15 protein-coding genes and 1 tRNA gene are annotated in these 15,011 nt (G+C 75.0%); 4 read left to right on the top strand and 12 right to left on the bottom strand.

The window, feature by feature from the left end; all coding sequences use genetic code 11:
• Positions 1-100: 100 nt before the first annotated feature.
• The 3 genes from OG617_RS30840 to OG617_RS30830 all read left to right on the top strand — a co-directional run bounded on the left by OG617_RS30840 (position 101) and on the right by OG617_RS30830 (position 1,773).
• The gene (locus OG617_RS30840) at positions 101-982 is read left to right on the top strand and encodes a universal stress protein (protein WP_405096412.1); all 882 of its coding nucleotides are present in this window, start codon (positions 101-103) and stop codon (positions 980-982) included.
• 108 nt (positions 983-1,090) lie between these two features.
• Entirely contained in the window at positions 1,091-1,300 is a 210-nt protein-coding gene (locus tag OG617_RS30835; protein ID WP_091609202.1) for a phosphatidylethanolamine-binding protein, read from the top strand.
• On the top strand, positions 1,297-1,773 hold the full coding sequence (locus OG617_RS30830; RefSeq protein ID WP_405096411.1) for a hypothetical protein: 477 nt from the start codon (positions 1,297-1,299) through the stop codon (positions 1,771-1,773). Before OG617_RS30835 ends, OG617_RS30830 begins: the two co-directional genes overlap by 4 nt.
• On the opposite strand, the gene OG617_RS30825 is transcribed toward OG617_RS30830, so the two are convergent.
• Entirely contained in the window at positions 1,770-1,976 is a 207-nt protein-coding gene (locus tag OG617_RS30825; RefSeq protein ID WP_405096410.1) for a hypothetical protein, read from the bottom strand. The genes OG617_RS30830 and OG617_RS30825 overlap by 4 nt on opposite strands.
• A gap of 155 nt (positions 1,977-2,131) precedes the next feature.
• On the opposite strand from OG617_RS30825, the gene OG617_RS30820 reads away from it, so the two are divergent.
• Positions 2,132-2,785: a hypothetical protein gene (locus OG617_RS30820; protein ID WP_405096409.1), complete on the top strand. Its 654-nt coding sequence runs from the start codon at positions 2,132-2,134 to the stop codon at positions 2,783-2,785.
• A 62-nt stretch (positions 2,786-2,847) separates the two neighbouring features.
• On the opposite strand, the gene OG617_RS30815 is transcribed toward OG617_RS30820, so the two are convergent.
• The 11 genes from OG617_RS30815 to OG617_RS30765 form a co-directional block, all read right to left on the bottom strand.
• On the bottom strand, positions 2,848-3,033 hold the full coding sequence (locus OG617_RS30815) for a hypothetical protein (RefSeq protein ID WP_396681546.1): 186 nt from the start codon (positions 3,031-3,033) through the stop codon (positions 2,848-2,850).
• A 78-nt stretch (positions 3,034-3,111) separates the two neighbouring features.
• Positions 3,112-3,309 carry a hypothetical protein gene (locus OG617_RS30810; protein WP_396681236.1) on the bottom strand — a complete coding sequence of 66 codons (198 nt, stop codon included), beginning with the start codon at positions 3,307-3,309 and terminating at the stop codon, positions 3,112-3,114.
• A gap of 115 nt (positions 3,310-3,424) precedes the next feature.
• Positions 3,425-5,200 (bottom strand): selenocysteine-specific translation elongation factor, encoded by a 1,776-nt coding sequence (gene selB / locus OG617_RS30805; RefSeq protein ID WP_405096408.1) that lies wholly within the window; start codon positions 5,198-5,200, stop codon positions 3,425-3,427.
• Position 5,201: 1 nt separating this feature from the next.
• Positions 5,202-6,500 carry an L-seryl-tRNA(Sec) selenium transferase gene (gene selA / locus OG617_RS30800; protein WP_405096407.1) on the bottom strand — a complete coding sequence of 433 codons (1,299 nt, stop codon included), beginning with the start codon at positions 6,498-6,500 and terminating at the stop codon, positions 5,202-5,204.
• 22 nt (positions 6,501-6,522) lie between these two features.
• A tRNA-Sec gene (locus tag OG617_RS30795) sits at positions 6,523-6,618 on the bottom strand.
• A 69-nt stretch (positions 6,619-6,687) separates the two neighbouring features.
• The gene (gene nrfD / locus OG617_RS30790; RefSeq protein ID WP_405096406.1) at positions 6,688-7,890 is read right to left on the bottom strand and encodes an NrfD/PsrC family molybdoenzyme membrane anchor subunit; all 1,203 of its coding nucleotides are present in this window, start codon (positions 7,888-7,890) and stop codon (positions 6,688-6,690) included.
• Positions 7,887-8,930, bottom strand: coding sequence for a 4Fe-4S dicluster domain-containing protein (locus OG617_RS30785; RefSeq protein ID WP_405096405.1), 1,044 nt, complete (start codon positions 8,928-8,930; stop codon positions 7,887-7,889). Before OG617_RS30785 ends, nrfD begins: the two co-directional genes overlap by 4 nt.
• Positions 8,923-12,252, bottom strand: a complete 3,330-nt coding sequence (fdh, locus tag OG617_RS30780) for a formate dehydrogenase (RefSeq protein WP_405096404.1) — start codon at positions 12,250-12,252, stop codon at positions 8,923-8,925. The genes OG617_RS30785 and fdh overlap by 8 nt, the downstream gene beginning before the upstream one ends.
• A 477-nt stretch (positions 12,253-12,729) precedes the next feature.
• Positions 12,730-13,044 carry a MazG-like family protein gene (locus tag OG617_RS30775; RefSeq protein WP_405096403.1) on the bottom strand — a complete coding sequence of 105 codons (315 nt, stop codon included), beginning with the start codon at positions 13,042-13,044 and terminating at the stop codon, positions 12,730-12,732.
• Positions 13,045-13,143: 99 nt separating this feature from the next.
• The gene (locus OG617_RS30770; RefSeq protein WP_405096402.1) at positions 13,144-13,737 is read right to left on the bottom strand and encodes a hypothetical protein; all 594 of its coding nucleotides are present in this window, start codon (positions 13,735-13,737) and stop codon (positions 13,144-13,146) included.
• A 525-nt stretch (positions 13,738-14,262) separates the two neighbouring features.
• On the bottom strand, positions 14,263-14,994 hold the full coding sequence (locus OG617_RS30765; protein ID WP_405096401.1) for a hypothetical protein: 732 nt from the start codon (positions 14,992-14,994) through the stop codon (positions 14,263-14,265).
• Between the last annotated feature and the right edge of the window lie 17 nt (positions 14,995-15,011).

Here is a 15,011-nt window from a genome sequence, read left to right as displayed (position 1 = left end):
CGGGCCGGCGCGGCGACGCCGCGTCCTGCGCGGTATCGCCTCGGCGACGCCGGTACGGCCGGGATACTGACCGCGAACCCACGGCGGAGGAGGTGCGGCGGTGAACGCGGCCAACGGCGCGGCGGTGGTGGTCGGGGTGGACGGCTCCGAGCAGGCCCTGCGGGCCGTCCGGCTCGCCGCCGGGGAGGCCACGCGCCGGGGCCGGGCGCTGCGGGTGGTGCACGGCTTCGTCTGGCCGCTGCTGCGGGTGCCGCTGGGCCCGGTGCCCGACGCGCCGCCCGGCGCCGGCCTGCGCGAACAGGCCGAACGCCTCGTCGCGCAGGCGGTGGCGCACGCCGAGTCGGCAGCCCCGGAGGTGCGGGCCACCGGAGAGGTCATCGACGGGGAGGCGTCCGCCGTGCTGGTCGGCGAGTCGACCAGCGCCGCGCTGATCGTCCTCGGCGACCGGGGGCTGGGCGGCTTCGCCGCGCTGGCGGTCGGCTCCGTGGCGATCCAGGTCGCGGCGTACGCCGACTGCCCGGTGCTGGTCGCCCGCGGCGCCGACCGGGCCGACGGCCCGGTGGTGGTCGGGGTGGACGGCTCCGCGCCGGCCCGCGCCGCCGTCGAGTTCGCCGCCGACGAGGCGGCGTCGCGCGGCGTCGCGCTGCGCGCGGTGCACGCCTACCGGCACCCAGCCTCCGCCGGGCCCGGTGACATGCAGCCGCTGGTGTACGACGAGGGGCAACTGCGCGGCGAGGAGGAGCGGGTGCTGACCGCGTCGCTGGCGGGCCTCGACGAACGCCGGCCGGCGGTGCGGGTCGAGCGGGTGCTGGCCCGGGGCCGGGCCGCCGCCGCGCTGGCCGAGGCGTCCCGCGCGGCGCAGTTGCTGGTGGTCGGCTGCCGGGGCCGCGGTGAGCTCACCGGTCTCGTGCTCGGCTCGGTCAGTCACGCCGTGCTGCACCGCGCCGACTGCCCGGTCGCCGTGGTCCGCGCCCCGGTGTGACACCTGCGCACCAGGCCGCCGGCACGCCCCGGGCAGGGGCGACGGTTGGTCCCGACGAAGGCGGGTAGACGGCGTGACCAACGGTCACCGCGACGTCAGGAGGCGGCTATGCCAGGACCACGGCCGGGCAGCAACGCGTACGACAAGGAACGGGCGCGACTGCGCGATCTGATCGAGAACTCCGGTCGGGCGGCCGACCAGGAGGCCAACCAGGTCGCCAACCGGATCCTGCAGGAGGACCGGGGGCAGCGCGGCGTCGTGCGGGGCGAGCGGACGTACGGCCCGAAGGGTGAGCGCGAACCGGGCGACCCGAAGTGAACGGCACCAAACTGGTCAACGGGGCCATCGCCGGGGCGGTGGGCAGCGCCGCGCTCAACATGGTCAGCTACCTCGACATGGTGCTACGCGCCCGACCGGCGAGCAGCACACCCGAGGAGACCGCCGGACGGTTGGCCGGGATCGCCCACGTCGACCTGGGGCCCGAGGACCGGGCGGCCAACCGCCGCTCGGGCCTCGGGCCCCTGCTCGGGTACGGGATGGGCATCGCCGCCGGCGCGGCCTTCGCCCTGCTCGCGGGGCGAAGGCGCACCCCGCTGCCCGCCGCGGTGGCCCTGCTCGGCGGGAGCGTGATGGCGATGTCGGACGGCTCGATGACCGCGCTGGGGGTGACCGACCTACGCCGGTGGAGCCGCACCGACTGGCTCTCCGACCTCGTGCCGCATCTGGCGTACGGAATGGCGGCCGCAGCCACCTGGAACCGGCTGCGGCCGCCCTCGTCCCCGCGGCGCTAGCCGCGCTCGGCGGTGTCGTCGTCGGCCACCTGACCGCCCGCCGGGCCGTACGGCGACACCTGGCCGCGCGGCACCGTGCGGCCCCGGTCGCCCTGGGACGTGCCACTGCGGCCGGGGTGACCGGACACGCCGGGCCCCTTGGCGTCCTGCACCGCGTTGTTGCGCGCGTTGCGGCGCAGTTCCGGCTGTTGAGGGTTCGTCACTGGAGTCTCCCTTCCGGGTGGACGGCGCGGCGTGGGCCACGCCCACGACCGGCTTACCCGCCGCCGTTGCCCCCATGCCGCCGGTGAGCGGGACGGGCTGCCGCGACAGCCGGAACCAGCACGGGTGGGCGGCGCCGATCGGGGTACCCGGGGGTGTGGCAGACGCACGGAGGACGGCACGGGCCCTGCTGGACCGGCAGGGCCGCACGTACGCGGAGGAGGCCGGCATCCGGCTCGCCGACCGGCCCGGGCCGCTGTACCAGCTGCTGGTGCTGACCACGCTGCTGAGCACCCGGATCCGGGCGTCGGTCGCGGTGGCCGCCGCGCGGGAGCTGTTCACCGCCGGCTACCGCACCCCGCAGGCGATGGAGGCGTCCGGCTGGCAGGACCGGGTCGACGCGTTGGGCCGGGGGCACTACCGCCGCTACGACGAGCGGACCGCCACGATGCTCGGCACCGGCGCGCGGCTGTGCCTGGACCGCTGGCACGGCGACCTGCGCCGGCTGCACCGGGAGGCCGGCGGGAACCGGCCCGCGCTGCGGCGGCTGCTCACCGAGTTCCCCGGCATCGGCCCCACCGGCGCGGACATCTTCCTGCGCGAGGCGCAGCAGGTGTGGCCCGACGTGCGCCCGTACGCCGACCGGCGCACGCTGGCCGGGGCGAAGCGCCTCGGCCTGCCGGTGAACCAGGACGGGCTGGCCGGGCTGGTCGGCGGCGGCGACTTCGGTCGGTTCGCCTCGGCCCTGGTCCGGGTCGCCCTCGGCGAGGAGTCCGCCGGCGAGGTCACCCGCACCGTCGCCGCCCGCTGACGCCGGTCGGCTGCACGTCCGTGCCGGTGCGCGCTGGCCACCGGCGTCCGGCGTGGACGCGGTCACTTGGTCGCGTTGTCGCCCGGCTTGGTCAGGTGCCAGGCCAGGGCGGCGGCCAGCACCGCGAGCACCACCACCCCGCCGGAGACCCCGCCACCCTCGTCGGGGCTGCGTCCCTTGCTGCCGAAGTAGATGACCGCGAGGCCGGCGAGCACCGCGACGGCCGTCCGCATTCCTCGGTCCTTCACGCCCCGCACGGTACGGAGACGACACCGGCCCGCACTCCGGAAACGGGGACGGTTCCCCCGGACGAGGGGATGGCCGGCTCAGTCGGTCTCCAGGTCGTCCAGCGAGATGGCGTGGGTCATCAGCCAGCGGGCCAGGGCGGCCATCCCGAACAGCCACAGTGGGGCCGACTCGGTGGGGCCGTTGGTGGCGAAGACGGCGAAGCGCAGGTCCGGCGCCCGGTACGCCTCGATCCGCCACCGGTGGTTCTTGTCCCGCCAGACCGCCGAAGGGTCCATGCCGCCACGCTAGGCCACGCCAGGCCCGGCCTGGGCCGCGTCGCGGCGGAACCCCGTCACCTTTGCCTCCGACGGCGATGACCCGCCGGAGGCGGCCCCTGCGACGGTCAGACGATCATGAAGGGGCCGCGCTGTGCGGGGCGACGACCGTGCGGGCGTCGTCGGGCAGGCGACGGGTGACGCCCCGCCGGTCCAGCAGCTCCAGCAGCGGCACGGCGACCCGGCGGGTCGTGTCCAGGGCCTGCCGGGCGGCGCTGAGGGTGAACGGCTGCGGCAGCCGGGCGAGGACCCGGGCCGCGTCGTCGACCGCGCCGGGCAGCAGCACCACGTTCTCCGCGAGCCGCAGCAGCGCCCCCGCGCGCACGGCCGCGCCGATCTCCCGGGGCCCGAGGCCCAGGCCGGCGAGGCGGTCCGCCTCGGGTGCCTGGAACGGGCGGTCGCCGTACTCGGCGCGGACCCGGGCCACGGCCCGGGCCACCGGTTCCGGCAGCGCGTCCCCGGCGTCCTGGCCGACCCGGCCGGCGCGGACCCGTAGTGGCGGGCGGACCAGTGCCTCCACCAGCGCCCGGTCGGGCAGGTCGAGGCGCTGGCGCAGCACGTCGACCGGGACGCCCGGCTCCAGCGGGTGCGCGGCGGCGTACCGGGCGGCCTCGTCGGCCAGCCGGGCGGCGAGGGACCGCCAATGGTCCGGGTCGGCCACCCAGTCCCCGGCGACCGGGGCGACGGTGACCGGCACTCCCATCCGGGTCAGCTCGCCCCGGCGGGCCAGGAGTCGGCGGCGTAGCTCCCCGGCCAGGTCCGGCCGCCCGTCGAGGCCGGCGAGCACCCGGGCGCGGGCGGCGGCGGACCCCCGCCGGGTCAGCGGCGGCGGGGCCACGTCGAGGACGGTCACCCCGCCGGCGACCAGGTGGCGGCCGGGGTCGCGCAGCAGCGCCCGGTCGCCGACGAGCAGCGGCAGCGGGCGGGCCAGCCGCAGCCGGGCGGTGTCCGGGCCGAGCGGGCGGACCCGGGCGGTGACGGCGGCGGCGCCGACGTGCAGGGTGAGGGTGGCCGGAAGGTCGGCGGCCGGGCCCCCGGCGACCCGCACGTCGAGCAGGTCGGTGCGGCGGAACCGACCGGGGGTGAGCAGGGCGTCGCCGCGCCCCACCCGCTCACGGGGCACGTTGCGCAGGTTCACCGCCACCCTGGCCACCGCGTCGACCCGGTCGTGGGACACGCCGAGGCAGTGCAGGCCACGCACCCGCACCGGCTCGCCGGTGTCGGCCAGTTCGAGGTGGTCGCCGACGGACAGCCGGCCGCCGCCGAGGGTGCCGGTCACGACCGTGCCGCTGCCCCGGACGGTGAACGACCGGTCCACCCACAGCCGCACCGGGGCCCCGGCCGCCGGGGCGGGCAGCCGCGTCACGAGCCGGTCCAGGGCGTCCCGCAGCTCGGGCAGGCCGGCCCCGGTGACCGCGCTGACCGCAACGGCGTCCACGGCGCCCAGGGAGGTGGCGGCGATCTCCGCGCGGGCGTGCGCCAGCGCCGGCCCCGGATCGGCCAGGTCCGCGCGGGTCACCACCAGCAGCCCGTACGCCACCCCGAGGGCGTGCAGCGCCGCCAGGTGCTCGGCAGACTGGGGCATCCACCCCTCGTCGGCGGCGACGACCAGCAGGGCTGCCGGGGCGGGGCCGACACCGGCGAGCATGTTCGGCACGAACCGCTCGTGGCCGGGCACGTCGACGAACGCCACGGTGCCGCCGGAGGGCAGCGTGGTCCAGGCGAAGCCGAGGTCGATGGTCATGCCCCGACGCCGCTCCTCGGCCCACCGGTCGGGCTCCATCCCGGTCAGCGCCCGGACCAGCGTCGACTTGCCGTGGTCGACGTGCCCGGCGGTGGCCACCACCCACACGTCAGGCGTCCACGGGCACGGTCAGGACCGCCACGCGCAGCGCGTCGTCGGCGGCGGCGGGGACGCAGCGCAGGTCCAGCAGCAGCCGCCCCTGGGCCACCCGGCCGAGCACCGCGGGCGTGCCGGCGCGCAGCGGCCCCGCGTACCGCTCGGGCAGGGCCAGGGCCCACGAGCCCAGCTCGACGCCCGGCGCGCCACCCCCGCCGACCACGGCGGCGGCGGGCACCACCTCGGCCTTGCAGCCGTCGGCGGCCAGCCGGTCGCGAAGCCCTTCGGTGCGCTGCCGCAGGGCCGCCGGGTCGGCGTGCAGCGCGGCCCGGGTGGGAGTGTCCGGGGTGTGCAGGGTGGCCGCGAGGGCCGCCAGGGTCAGCTTGTCGACCCGCAGGGCGCGGGCGAGCGGGTGCCGGCGCAGCCGCTCGACCAGGTCGGCCTCGCCGAGCAGCAGCCCGGCCTGGGGGCCGCCGAGCAGCTTGTCGCCGCTGGCGGTGACAAGGTGGGCGCCGGCCCGCAGGGTGCTGGCCGCGTCCGGCTCGGCGGGCAGCAGCGGGTCCCCGGCGAGCAGCCCGGAGCCGATGTCGGCGACCACCGGCACGCCGAGGGTGGCCAACCGGTCGACGCCGACGGCGCTGGTGAACCCGGTGACCACGAAGTTCGACGGGTGGACCTTGAGCACGAAGCCGGTGTCGGGGCCGACCGCGGCGGCGTAGTCGGCCAGGCTGGTGCGGTTGGTGGTGCCCACCTCGCGCAGCCGGGCGCCGGTGCTGGCCAGCAGTTCCGGCAGGCGGAACCCGTCACCGATCTCCACCAGCTCGCCCCGGCTGACCACGATCTCCCGGCCGGCGGCGAGGGCGGTGGCGGCGAGGACCAGGGCGGCGGCGCCGTTGTTGACCACGTGCACGGCGCCCGCGTCGGGCACGGCGGCGGCGAGCGCGGCGAGGGCGTCCCGGCCGCGCCGGGCCCGCCGGCCGGTGGCCAGGTCCAACTCCACGTCGGTGTGCCCGGCGGCGGCCACGAGGGCGTCCACGGCAGCGGCGGAGAGCGCCGCCCGGCCGAGGTTGGTGTGCAGCACGACGCCGGTGGCGTTGAGCACCACCCGAGGGGCCGGCGCGGGCAGGGCGGCGAGCGCGGCGTCGCGTACCCGCTCGGGGGTGATCTCGCCGCGGCGGGCGCGCTCCTGGGCGGCGACAATCGCGGCCTTGACCCGGCCGCGGCCGAGCGTGGCGACGGCCGCGGCCAGCCGCGGGTCGGCCAGCAGGACATCCGTGCGCGGCACCCGCCGCCGTGGATCGGCGTCGCGCATCGCGTCCTCTCCTAGGGCTGCCTGGCGGAGACGGACGGGAATCGAACCCGCCTGGCCCGGGTACCGGACCACACCGGTTTTGAAGACCGGGAGGGGCACCAGCCGCCTGAACGCCTCCGCCGGCTATTTGATCACAGAGCCCACCCGGCCGTGGGGGAAGGGCCTCAGCGTCCTCCGGGAGGTGACCTCAGCCCTCGACGGCGGGCCGCTCCGCCTCGCGGCGGCGTAGCCGTTCGCGCTGCGGGACGACCGTGTACTTCGGATCGCGGGCGGAGGCGACACCGCCGTGGAAGATCCCGAACCGGGTGGCCACCGACGCGGCGAGCAGGGCCGCGCCGGAGAGCCCGGACAGCACGCGGCTGCGCCGGCCGACGAGCGCCCCGGCCACCCCGGCCGCGGTCAACACCCGGCCGGCGCGCAGCAGCCGCCCGGGGGTGCCGATGCGGTAGGGCTCGCTGAGCAGGCCGAGCCGGTGCTCCACCCGGTGCGAGCCCCACAGCTCCAGGGCCGCGCCGGCCACCGCCATCCGCCGGGCCGGGCCGGCCTGGTCGCGGGGCGCGGCGAGCAGGCCCACGCCGGCGCCGCTGGCCAGGGCGCTGCCCGCGAAGATGATCGGCAGTTCCGGGTACGCCTCGTGCCACGACGGCACGGCCGTGCCGGCCAGCAGCACCCCGGTGTACGTGGCCAGGGCCGGCGCGGTCGCGGCGGCGACCAGCCCGGCGGCCTGCCCGACCGGGGGCAGCAACCGGCGGCCCAGCCCGAGCACGCCCCGCTCGGGCAGCCACGGCGCGGCCTCGGCGACGGCGGCGATCCCGGCGGCGGGGCCGAACGCGGTGAGGATCCAGGTGCCCACCGACATCGGGGAGGTCACCTTCGCCACCCGCAGCATGTGGTGGAACCGGCCCGGCCGGCCCAGGTCGTTGACGAGGAAGTACGCGCTGGCGCTCACCGCGGCCAGCGAGGCGATCCGGCCGGCCCGGCGCAGCGCCGGCCGGCCGGTGAGCTGGCCGCCGGCGGCCAGCAGCGACGAGCCCGCAGCCAGCCCGCCGGTGAACAGGTACGCCGCGATGTCCCACTTCCACACCGGTGGCTTGAGCACAGGCCGGCCGTAGTAGGAGGTGAACTCGGCCGGCGGGACACTGAGCTGTTCCCCGCCGCCGCGCCGGCCGCCGCCGCGCCGCCGCCGCTCCACGGGGGCCGTCGAGCGGGGCTGGTCGGGGGTGCGCCTGACGGCCCGGCCCCCTGCGGCCGTGTGCGGCGCGCCGGGCCCGGAGCCGGCGCTGAACTCCTCCCCCGGCCCGGCGGGGACCTCGCCGGGCCGGCCGGTGCCGTCGAGGCGGCCCAGGAAGCGGCGGAACCGGTCACCCACCGGGGGGCGGTGCGGGCTCACGAGGAACCTCCGACGAACGCGACGACGGCAGCCGCCGCCATGGTCAGGGCGGCCAGCCCGGCGCGCTTCCACATCCGGGGCAGGTCCCGGGTGGTGACCACCGGGTCCGGGGGCAGCCCGTACACCTCGGGGGCGTCGAGGAGCAGGAAGAACGCGCCGTCGCCGCCGACGCCGTCGGTGGGGTCGTGGCCGTAGAGCTGGGCCTCCGGCACCCCCCGCTCGTGCAGGGCGGCCACCCGCTGGGCGGCCCGCTCCCGCAGCTCGTCCAGCGGGCCGTACACGATGGACTCGGTGGGGCAGGCCTGCGCGCACGCCGGGGTGTTACCGGCGCCGAGCCGGTCGTAGCACAGGGTGCACTTCCACGCCCGGCCGTCGCCCTTGCGCTGGTCGATCACCCCGTACGGGCAGGCGGAGATGCAGTAGCCGCAGCCGTTGCAGATGTCCTCCTGCACCACGACGGTGCCGAACTCGGTGCGGAACAGCGACCCGGTGGGGCAGACGTCCAGGCAGGCGGCATGGGTGCAGTGCTTGCACACGTCCGACATCATCAGCCAGCGGAAGTCGGTGCGCTCGGCCACGCCGGTGGCCCGGCCGGGCGGCTGGGCGCCGGGCATGCCGAGGAACTCGGGCCCGGCGGCCATCCGGGCGGCGGCGGCCGGATCGCCCGCCGGGACCCCGGGTTCCGTGCCGGTGTCGGTGGTCGTCCCGGCGGCCACGGCCGCCGACGTGGCGCTGGCCGGCGCGGCGGTCGGGTTGCCGGCGAACGGCGGGGTGCGGTGCCCGGCCGGGCGGGGCTGCTCGACGAATGCCACGTGCCGCCACGAGTTCGCGGTCAGCGCGCCGGTGTTGTCGTACGACATGCCGAGCAGGTCCAGCCCGGAGCCCGGCACGTCGTTCCACTCCTTGCAGGCCACCTCGCACGCCTTGCAGCCGATGCAGACGCTGGTGTCGGTGAAGAAGCCCATCCGGGGGCGGGCGTCGGTCCAGCCGGCGTCCGGGGCCGGGTCCAGCGGCCCGTAGAAGCTGTTGGCGTCAGGCATCCTCGCCTCTCTTCTCGCCCGCCGACGCCCCCGGCGAGCGCTGGTCCGTGCTGCCGGCCGCGTCGTCGCCGCCCACCGCGTCGGTGGTGACCAACGGGATCCTCCGGTCCACGGTCATCCCGGCCCGCCGCCGGTAGCCGGCGACCAGGTCGAGCAGGGCCGGCCCGGTGGGCCGCCGGCCGGGCCGCACGTCGCAGGTGCCGACCTTGCTCTCCTGGATCAGCACGTTCGGGTCCAGGGTGATGCCGAACAGGTCGTTGGCCGAGTCGCCGGTGACCAGCCCCTCGGTGCCGAAATGGTACGGCAGCCAGAGCTGGTGGATGATCCGCCCGTCCACCCGCAGCGGGGTGAGCCGGTCGGTGACCAGCACCTTCGCCTCGATCGCCGCCCGGCCGGTGACCAGGTGCGCCCAGCCCAGGTGGGACAGCCCGGCCTCGGCGGCCAACTCCGGGGACACCTCCACGAACATCTCCGGCTGCAACTCCGCCAGGGGCCGCACCGTGCGGCTCATCCCGCCGGCCGTGTGGTGCTCGGTGAGCCGGCTGACCGTGAACACGTAGGGGAAGACGTTGCTGTGCGCCTCTGGCGGGCTCGGGTTCATCAGGTTCACCGGGTGCTCGTAGACCTTGCGGGCCGGGTTGGCCTGCTGGCCGTACATCGGGTTGCGCATCGGGGACTCGGCCGGCTCGTAGTGCGTCGGCAGCGGGCCGTCGAGCACCCCGCTCGGGGCGTACAGCCAGGCCTTGCCGTCGCTCTGCATGACGAACGGGTCGTCGCCGGCGATCCCCTCCGGCCCCGAGGTGCCCTCCGGCGGACGGTACGTCGGCGGCTTGGTCCTCTCGAAGTCCGGCACGTCGTAGCCGGTCCACTCCGCCTTCTCCGGGTCCCACCAGACGTAGCGCTTACGTTCGCTCCACGGCCGGCCCTGCGGGTCGGCGGAGGCGCGGTTGTACAGGGTGCGGCGGTTCGCCGGCCACGCCCAACCCCACTCGGCGGCCACCCAGTCCTGCTCGTGCCGGGACTTGCGCCGGGCGGCCTGGTTGACGCCGTCGGCGTACACGCCGGTGTAGATCCAACAGCCGATCGCGGTGGAGCCGTCGTCGCGCGCCTCGGTGAACGCGGACAGCGGCCGGCCGGAGGCCGTGTCGTAGCCGTTGATCTCGCGTAGCACCGCCTCGGCGCTGGGCTCGGCCAGGTCACCATGGGTCGGATAGTCCCAGGTCAGGTCGAGCAGCGCCCGGTCGCGCGGGTGGGGGGAGTCGGCCAGCCTCTCCCGCAGCTTCCGGCCCAGGTGGTAGAAGAACCACAGTTCGGAGCGGGCGTCGCCCGGCGCGTCGACGGCCTTCTCCCGCCACTGGAGCAGCCGCTGGGTCTGGGTGAAGGTGCCCTCCTTCTCCACGTGCGACGCGGCGGGCAGGAAGAACACCTCCGTGCGGCACTCCTGCGGCACGATCTCGCCGGTGGCCACCTCGGGGCTGTTCTTCCAGAACGTGGCGCTCTCGATCAGGAACAGGTCCCGCACGACCAGCCAGTCGAGGTTGGCCATGCCGAGCCGCTGGGCCTTTCCGTGCGCGGAGCCGACGGCCGGATTCTGGCCGAGCAGGAAGTATCCCTTGATCCCGCCGTCGATCATCTTGAGCACCTGCTGGTACGTGCCGTGGTCGCCGGTCATCCGGGGCAGGTACCCGTAGCAGAAGTCGTTGTCCGGCGTCGCCGCGTCGCCCCAGTACGCCTTGAGCAGGCTCGCCGCGAACGCCCGGGAGTTGCCCCAGAAGCCCTTCTGGCCGGGGTGACTGATGCTGCCCACCCAGTCGTCGAAGGTTTCGTGGTCGGCGTGGTGCGGCATCGGCAGGTAGCCGGGCAGCAGGTTGAACAGGGTCGGGATGTCGGTCGAGCCCTGGATGCTGGCGTGCCCGCGCAGCGCCAGGATGCCGCCGCCCGGCCGGCCCATGTTGCCCAGCAGGGTCTGGATGATCGCGCCGGTGCGGATGTACTGCACGCCGACGCTGTGCTGCGTCCAGCCCACCGAGTAGACCAGCGCGCCGGTGCGCTCCCGGCCGGAGTTCTCCGTCCAGGCGCGGGCCAGCTCGAGGAACTTCTCCTGCGGGATCCCACAGATCCGCTCCACCATCTCCGGGGTGTACCGGGAGAAGTGCCGCCGCAGGATCTGGTAGACGCAGCGCGGGTGCTGCAACGTCTCGTCCCGCCGGGTCCGCCCCGACGTGGGCACGCCGTGCGACTCGTGCCGCAGGCCGACCGCGCTGTCCCGTTCCTTCCCGGTGTCATCGCTCTCGGAGCTGCGCTGCTGGCCCTCGTACCGCCAGCTCGCCTGGTCGTACGAGTTGGTCTCGGTGTTGTAGCCGGAGAAGAGGCCATCCAGGTCCTCGGTGTCGACGAACTGTTCGCTGACGATCGTCGCGGCGTTGGTGTACGCCAGCACGTACTCCCGGAAGTCCAGCTCGTTCTCCAGGATGTACCGCACCACGCCGCCGAGCAGCGCGATGTCGGTGCCCGCCCGGATCGGCAGGTACGTGTCGGCGACCGCGCTGGTCCGGGTGAACCGGGGGTCGACGTGGAAGACCTTGGCGCCGCGCTTCTTGGCCTCCATCACCCACTGGAAGCCCACCGGGTGGGCCTCCGCCATGTTGGAACCCTGGATGACGATGACGTCAGCGTTGACCAGGTCCTGCTGGAAGTCCGTCGCGCCGCCGCGACCGAAGCTGGTCCCCAGACCGGGGACGGTGGAGGAGTGTCAAATACGGGCCTGGTTCTCGATCTGGAGCGCCCCCATCGCCGTGAACAGCTTCTTGATGAGGTAGTTCTCCTCGTTGTCCAGCGTCGCCCCGCCCAGGCTGGAGATGCCCAGCGTGCGGTTCAGCGGCCGGCCGGCGTCGTCGACGTCCTCCCAGGTCTCCTCGCGGGCGGCGAGGATCCGGTCGGCGATCATGTCGACGGCGGTCTCGAGGTCCAGGTCCTCCCACTCGGTCGCATACGGCCGGCGGTAGCGGACGGTGGTCTGCCGCAGCGGGCTGGTGACCAGCGACTTGCTGGCCGAGCCCTTCGGGCAGAGCCGGCCGCGGGAGATCGGGCTGTCCGGGTCCCCCTCGATCTGGGTGACCCGGCCGTCGGTGACGAAGACCCGCTGGCCGCAGCCGACCGCGCAGTACGGGCAGACCGACCGGGCCACGCTGTCGGCGGTCTCGGTGCGGGCGGTCAGCGCCGCCGAGCGGGCCGACTGGGCCGCCGCGCCCCGGCCGAGCGGGTCGGTGCCGGTGAGCTGCCGGTAGACCGGCCAGCCCTGGATGAAGGTCCGCAGACCCATCTTGGCTCACCCCCTCCCCCGGGTCGGTGGACGCTGACCTCCTGAACATAGGTCAGGCCGGGCCGGGTTGTGTCCCCGGGCCGGATCTTTTCCGCCCTGGGGGCCCCGGCCCGGGCGGTTTGACCGGAGTGAGGACGGCCAGCCCCCGTGCCAACCGGGGGCGTACCGGGGCGAGCAGGGCCCACGGCGTACGGGGTGCCCACCGGCCGGGGACGCGAAACCGCCCCCGGCCGGTGGGCCGGGGGCGGTTCGGTGTCGGTGTGCAGGTCGCCTCTCGGCGCGTGGCGCGACGCGGCTCCAGCCGGACGGTATTCCGCGAAGGCAATTCAGGTGAGGCCCGGGGACACTGAGCACACCGACACTGGCTACAACCTACCCACCCCACGGGCTGTTCCACCCGTCCCGGGTAATCCACCTCACTCGCCGACCGTCGCCGGTACGCGGGCGGACACCGCCGCGCGTCGCACCCGGAGGCGGTCAGTCGGTGCCCGTGCGGGCGCGGACCTTGGCGGCGCAGGCGTGCAGCAACGACTGCGGGTCGAGGCCGAGGCTCTCGATGGCCACCAGGGCGGTGAACGCCACGTCGGCCAGCTCGGCCGCGACGTCCTCGCGGCTGTGCGTCACCCCCTTGCGCGGGTTCTGGCCCAGCACCCCGATCCACGCCCCGGCAGCTTCGCCAGCCTCCTCGGTCAGCTTGAGGATCCGGCAGGTCAGCTCCGCGTCCCCGGTGCCGTTGGCGGTGTCCAACCAGCCCCGCGACGCCCGTACCGAATTCCAGATCGACTCGTCCACCCGTCCAGTTAACCCGACGGGGTCGCCGGCGCGAACGCCGCTGGCCGGTCCCCGGGGTGTCGGGGACCGGCCAGCGGTGGTGCGGTGGTGTGCTGGGTGTCAGCTGTTCCAGTGCTGGGTGACGAGGTCGGCGGCCTGCTGTTCCCACTGCGCGTACGCGTCGGGGTAGGCGGACACCTGGACGGTCTGCGCGGCCTCGGTCAGCGGCATGTCCTGCCACCCGTCAACCTGCTTCAACCCCTTCAGGAACGCCAGGGTCGAGTACTCGGGGTCGGTGATCTGCTCCGGCGTACCCCACCCGGAGGTCGGACGCTGCTGGAACAGACCCTGCGAGTCGTGGTCGTTGCGGTCGCCCAGGTGGCCCAGGTTCTCCAGCTTCGACTCCTGCAGGGACGTGCCGATGGAGATCACGGCGGCCCGCTCGTCGAGGCCGGCCTTCTTCGTCGCGGCGATGATCGCCTTCACGTTGGCGGTCTGCTCGCCGCCGAGGTCGATGCGGGACTGCTTGCCCTGCACACCGTGGGGAATCAGCTTGCCCTTGTCGACGCCGGGCTTGTCGGCCTGCACGGCGACGGCGGTCGGGGTCGACTCGGTGGTGGGGGTGGCGTGGGCCGTGGCCGGGCCGGCGAAGATGCCACCGGCGAAGGCCAGACCGGCGATACCGAGAACGCTCTTACGCATGATCGTGTTCATGGGGGTGACTCCAATCGGGGGTCGACACACACCGTCCCGGGGGAAGGGACAGGGGTGTGAGCACCACGTCGAGGCGCCCAAAAGATCAGTCCTGGCTCACTGCACCGGGGGGTGCTGGTGGCGGGTCCAGGTGTAACGACCGGCGGCCGACCCTCATTCCCCGGCGGGGGTCACGGGGTCCGGGCAGCTCAGCAGCGGCGTGCGCTACTCGATCGTCTGCCATGTGTAACGACCCCGCCCCGCCCGATGTTCCGCCGACCGGATACCCCCGGCCACACCCCCAAACCCCCCAAACCCCCCAAAACCCCCAACCCCACCCACCCCCGCACCGCCCTTTGCCCGGTGATCAAGAAGTTTGCGGCGGGTTCGGGGCGCAAACCTGACGTAAACCTCTTGATCACCGCCGCTGGGCACCTGGCGGAATCGGTCGGCGGGTCGCAAAAGGGGGGAAAGGGACAAGGGGCGGGGTGCATGGGTGGTGGCGTGAGGCGGGGCGGGGCGGGGCGGGGCCGGGTCAGGATTCCGTCACCAGAGCTGCTGGACGACGTCCGCAGCCTGCTCCTCCCACTGCGCGTACGCGTACGGGTACGCCGACACCTGCACCGTCTGCGCGGCGGCGGTCAGCGGCAGGTCGTTCCAACGGCCCACGTTCTTCAGGGCGTCGAAGAACGCCTTGGAGGCGTAGTCGGGGTCGGTGATCTCGTCGGGCGAGCCCCACCCCGACGACGGGCGCTGCTGGAACAGGCCCTGCGAGTCGTGGTCGTTGTTCGCCCCCAGGTGGCCGAGGTTGTACAGCTTCGACTCCTGCAGCGAGGTGGCCACACCGATCACCGCGCCCCGCTCGCCGACGCCGGTCTCCTTGGCTGCTTTGATGATCGCCTCGGCGTTCTCCAGCTGCGCGTCGTCGAGGGGAATGCGCGACTGGGCGCCCTCGAGGCCGTGCGGGATCAGTTCGTCCAGGTCCGGCTGCTCGGCCGACGTGGTCTTGCTGATGCTCTCGCCGGTGGTCAGCGCGGATTCGACGGTGGCGCCCTCGCGGCTCTTGCCGGTGGCCAGGCCGATCGCGGCCACCGCACCGGCGTGCGGGCCGGCGGTGACCGGGGCGGCGCCGGCCATGGGGCCGAACGCCAGGCCGCCGAGGACGGCGACGCCGGCGATGCTCAGGACGGTCCTGCGGTTCGGGGTCTTCGCGATGGCCTGGATCCGGTCGGTGGTCTTCGCGATGGCCGGGAGCCATCGAGTGAAGTCAACCTTCACGATGGTTGCCCTTTCGA

This window comes from Micromonospora sp. NBC_01412 (assembly GCF_045040215.1).
Lineage (GTDB): Bacteria > Actinomycetota > Actinomycetes > Mycobacteriales > Micromonosporaceae > Micromonospora > Micromonospora rubida.
This window is presented reverse-complemented; position numbering and strand designations above follow the sequence as displayed.